This is a genomic window from Mycobacterium sp. (genome assembly GCF_049683935.1).
Lineage (GTDB): Bacteria > Actinomycetota > Actinomycetes > Mycobacteriales > Mycobacteriaceae > Mycobacterium.
Map to the genome: position 1 here is coordinate 1 of NZ_JBAUJR010000312.1, position 3,459 is coordinate 3,459.

Below are 3,459 nucleotides of genomic sequence, written 5' to 3' on the forward strand. Positions count from 1 at the left end.
CGTCCGGGCAGGTCGGTGCGCTCGACCAGCCACGCGGCGCCGATGCCGAGCGCGAGGCACAGCGGCACCGTCACGACCACCAGTCCGACGGTGTTGACCAGCAGTTCACCGACGCGGGGCCGGGCCAGCAGTGCGTAGACGCGGTCGGGTCCGAGGCCGGCCGTGGACCAGAGCACATAGCCGATCGGGATGAACGTCGCCGCCACCAGCAGCGCCACCGCGGCACTGACGACGGGCCCGGGGCGCGAACTGCCCGGTGCGGGGGTCGGCGGGGCTTCGAGGGAGGGGTCGGTCGTGACCACCTAGAGCAGGCCGGCCTTGGTCATCAGATCGGTCACCTGCTGGGAGTCGAGGTCGGACGGGTTGACCGCAGGGGCCTGCAACTGGTCCAGAGGTACCAGCGCTTTGTTGGCGGGCACCCCGCTGGCCACCGGGTACTCGAACGAGGTGCCGTTCTCGAGCACCTCCTGGCCGGCCCTGCTGGTGACGAAGGTCAGGAACCTCTGCGCGTCATCCTTCTTGTCACTCGACTCCAGGATGCCGCCGCCCGAAATGGACACGAAAGCGCCCGGATCCTCGTTGCGGAAGTAGTGCAGCGCAGTGTTGTTGCTGATCTCTTTCGTCTCGGCCTGGTCGCGGAACCAGTAGTAGTGGTAGATCACGCCACCGTCGACCTCGCCGTCGTTGACCGCGCGCAAGGTCGCGATGTTGTCGGAGAAGATCTCGGCATTGGATTTCATGCCCGCGAGCCACTGCGCGGTGGCCGGTTCTCCGGTCAGCTGCAACATCGCCGCGACGATGGCCTGGAAGTCGGGTTTGACCGGGGGCGCGCCCCAGCGCCCCTTCCACTCCGGGCGCTCCAGGTCCATGATCGACGCGGGAAGCTGCGCTTCGCTGAGCCTTTCGGTGTTGTACGCGAACACCGTCGTGCGTGCCGCCACCCCGGTCCACTTGTCCGTCGACGGTCGGAACTGAGGCGGCACCTGTGCGATCGTCGCCTGGTCCACGCCGGTGAAAAGGCCGGCCTCCTCGACCGCCGCCATCGCCGGAGAGTTCTCGGTCAGGAAGACGTCTGCGGGGGAGGAGGCGCCCTCGGCGATCAGTTGGTTGCCGAGCTCAGTGTCGCCACCCTGCCGATAGGTGACCTCGATGCCGGTCTCCGCGGTGAACGCATCGATCCACTCCTTGGTGAGGGACTCGTGCTGGGCGTTGTAGATCAGCAGCCCGTCCGGCTCGTTCGACGACGAACATCCGGTCAGTCCGATCGCGAGCACGATGGTGAACAGCAGCGGTATGACTCCGCCACGGGGGAGGCGCATCCGGGGTCCTTTCCTCGAGTGAGGTGAGGTTGGCCTAAGGAAGATACCCGGGCTTGCTTGGAGGTTGCTGTGACCGATGGAGAGGACTCTGCGCCGCGACGTCCGGGCGGGTCCTAGGCTGGACCGGTGGATGTGCGCGCCCGAAACAACGTGACGATCGTCGGCACGCCGGGGGCGCCCGTGCTGATGTTGGCGCACGGGTTCGGTTGCGATCAGAATCTGTGGTGGCCGGTCGTGGATCTACTCCAGTCCGAGTTCCAGTTGGTGCTCCTGGATCATGTCGGTTGTGGAGCGTCGGACCCGAGCGCGTGGGATGCCGACAAATACTCGTCGCTGTCGGGTTACGCCCACGACATCGTCGACATCGCGCGTGAACTCGACCTGCGTGATGCGGTGTACGTCGGGCACTCCGTCGCGGCGATGATGGGCGCGCTCGCGGTCATCGCCGACCCGTCCCGTTTCGCGAAGTTGATCATGCTCACGCCGTCGCCTCGCTACATCGACGACGGCGACTACCGTGGCGGCTTCTCCCACGCCGACATCGACGAGTTGCTGGAGTCGATGGAGATGAATTACCTGGGTTGGTCGCACGCGATCGCGCCGGTGATCATGGGCAACACCGACCGTCCCGACCTGAGCAGGAAGCTCGAAGCGGCGTTCTGCCGAACCGACCCGGCGTGCGCCCGGATCTTCGCGCGCGCGACCTTCCTGTCCGACAATCGTGGCGATCTCGCCCAGGTCTCCCTGCCTACCTTGGTGATCGAGTGCGCCCAGGACGCGATCGCGCCGCAGGGTGTCGGGCAGTTCGTCAGCGATCACATCCCCGGCAGTCGACTGATCACCCTCGACGCCACCGGGCATTGCCCCCACGTGAGCGACCCGGTACCGACCGCGCAAGCCATCGCCGACTTCGCCAGGACCTCATGATCGACGCGGACATCGAGGATCTGTGGGAGTACGCCCCCAGCGGCCACCTCATCGCCGACCCCGGCGGACGAATCCTGCGGGCCAACACGACCCTGCTCCGGTGGCTGGGGTACGAGGCGGATGGGTTGCGCGGCAAGCTGATCGGTGACCTGTTGACGCCCGGTGGGCGCATTCACTACGACACCCACTTCGGGCCGCTGCTGCGGATGAAGGGCGAGCTCGCGGGCGTCACCGTCGATCTGGTCACCGCTCAGGGAACCCGGCTTCCGATGTTCCTGACCGCCAACGTCAAGATCGGCGAGGACGGCCGGCCCGAGCTCGTCCGGATCAGCGCATTGGACGCCACCGACCGCCGAGCCTATGAACAGGCACTTCTGGAACAGCGCCGGTTGGCCGAGGCCGAGCAGGCGCGCGTCAGGGTGTTCGCTGACACGCTGCGCCGCTCGTTGCTGCCGCCGGTGCTCTCGCCGCCGCCCGGCCTCGATGCCGCCGACTACTACTACGCCGCCTCGGTCGAGGACATCGGTGGCGACTTCTACGACCTGTTCCCGTTGACGGATTCCACATGGGGGTTCTTCCTCGGAGACGTCATCGGGAAAGGTGTCGACGCCGCCGTCATGACCGGGCTGACGAGGTATGTGCTGCGATCGGCGGCGGTGTCCGATCACGACCCTGTACGGGTGCTGCACAATCTCAATTCGGTGCTCACCCAGAAGCTGGGGATCACCAGCAGCAGCCTGTGCACGGTGATCTACGGCAATCTGACCAAGCGCGACAACGGTTTCGACATCGAGCTGGGTAGCGGAGGGCATCCGCCACCGTTGGTGCTGGGTGCCGACGGCAGTGCCGATTACGCGGACACGGTCGGTGGCCAGGCCGTGGGGATCACGAGTACGCCGCACTTCGTCGCGCACAGATTGCATCTGGCCCCCGGGGACACGTTGGTGCTCTACACCGACGGATTGACCGAGGCCAGCACCGGCATCGGCCGCGAGCGCTACGACGACGAGGGTGCGTTGTTGAGCTTCGCCCAGGCCCACGCCCCCTCGTCGGCGCAGGAGATCGTCGACGCCGTGAACGGCCTCCTGCGGGACCTCGGCGAGGGTGTGCAGGATGACACCGCGCTGCTCGCGCTCGGAGTCCCCGCCTAGCTTCGCCGGAATTGCATTCCAACAGCGTGCTTCTCGAAAAGGTCCTGATGGAATGCAATTCC

General features: G+C 66.5%; 3 protein-coding genes and 1 pseudogene. 2 read left to right on the top strand and 2 right to left on the bottom strand.

Annotated elements, in window-relative coordinates:
• A pseudogene (locus WA965_RS18430) lies at positions 1–302 on the bottom strand (iron ABC transporter permease); the annotation flags it as partial.
• Positions 303–1,319, bottom strand: a complete 1,017-nt coding sequence (locus tag WA965_RS18435) for an iron ABC transporter substrate-binding protein (RefSeq protein ID WP_526298483.1) — start codon at positions 1,317–1,319, stop codon at positions 303–305. It lies immediately after the preceding pseudogene.
• A 126-nt stretch (positions 1,320–1,445) separates the two neighbouring features.
• Here WA965_RS18435 and WA965_RS18440 point away from each other — a divergent pair, with 126 nt between their 5' ends.
• Positions 1,446–2,246 (top strand): alpha/beta fold hydrolase, encoded by an 801-nt coding sequence (locus WA965_RS18440; RefSeq protein ID WP_526298485.1) that lies wholly within the window; start codon positions 1,446–1,448, stop codon positions 2,244–2,246.
• The gene (locus WA965_RS18445) at positions 2,243–3,397 is read left to right on the top strand and encodes a PP2C family protein-serine/threonine phosphatase (RefSeq protein ID WP_526298487.1); all 1,155 of its coding nucleotides are present in this window, start codon (positions 2,243–2,245) and stop codon (positions 3,395–3,397) included. The genes WA965_RS18440 and WA965_RS18445 overlap by 4 nt, the downstream gene beginning before the upstream one ends.
• Positions 3,398–3,459 lie beyond the last annotated feature (62 nt).

Excerpts from the sequence above, each read along its gene's own strand:
- WA965_RS18445 (WP_526298487.1), top strand. The coding sequence starts at position 2,243 with ATGATCGACGCGGACATCGAGGATCTGTGGGAGTACGCCCCCAGCGGC.
- WA965_RS18435 (WP_526298483.1), bottom strand. The coding sequence starts at position 1,319 with ATGCGCCTCCCCCGTGGCGGAGTCATACCGCTGCTGTTCACCATCGTG.